The organism is Phenylobacterium sp. 58.2.17, assembly GCF_026411515.1.
Taxonomy (GTDB): Bacteria; Pseudomonadota; Alphaproteobacteria; order Caulobacterales; family Caulobacteraceae; genus Phenylobacterium.
The window spans coordinates 1-648 of the sequence record NZ_JAPMTQ010000109.1; the positions used below are offsets into that span (position 1 = coordinate 1).

At 46.0% G+C, this 648-nt stretch carries 2 rRNA genes; both read right to left on the minus strand.

Going from position 1 to position 648, the window contains the following annotated elements:
- Positions 1 to 69: 69 nt before the first annotated feature.
- Positions 70 to 184 (minus strand): 5S ribosomal RNA (rrf, locus tag OUA97_RS23255).
- A 158-nt stretch (positions 185 to 342) separates the two neighbouring features.
- A 23S ribosomal RNA gene (locus OUA97_RS23260) occupies positions 343 to 648 on the minus strand; the annotation flags it as partial.

The following is a 648-nucleotide window of genomic DNA, read 5'->3' on the forward strand; positions in this document are numbered from 1 at the left end:
CAACTACTTTCGATCATGCAATAAAGAAACACCCCCTCTGGGCTAGCGGAGGGGGTGTTTAAATTTAAAAGCTGGCGATGACTTACTCTCACATGGCAAGTGCCACACTACCATCAGCGCTAAGAGGTTTCACTTCTGAGTTCGGGAAGGGATCAGGTGGTTCACTCTTGCTATTGTCGCCAGCAAACTGTTTTGGCTTTCGGTGGTCTTACGTTTTTGCCACTTAGTACCGAAAGAGTTATTAACGGATTAGTTAATTGGGTCTGTATTGTAACTAGTTTCTTCACTAAATCAAGTTATGTATTGAATTTATCTTGAATACAACAACTGTTTGGGTGTTGTATAGTCAAGCCTCACGAGCAATTAGTATTGGTCAGCTTCATACGTCACCGTACTTCCACACCCAACCTATCAACGTCCTAGTCTCGAACGGCTCTTTAGAGGAATAAATTCCTAGGGAAATCTTATCTTGAGGTAGGCTTCCCGCTTAGATGCTTTCAGCGGTTATCCCTTCCGAACATAGCTACCCGGCGATGCGACTGGCGTCACAACCGGTACACCAGAGGTTCGTCCACTCTGGTCCTCTCGTACTAGGAGCAGATCCTCTCAAATTTCCAGCGCCCACGGTAGATAGGGACCGAACTGTCT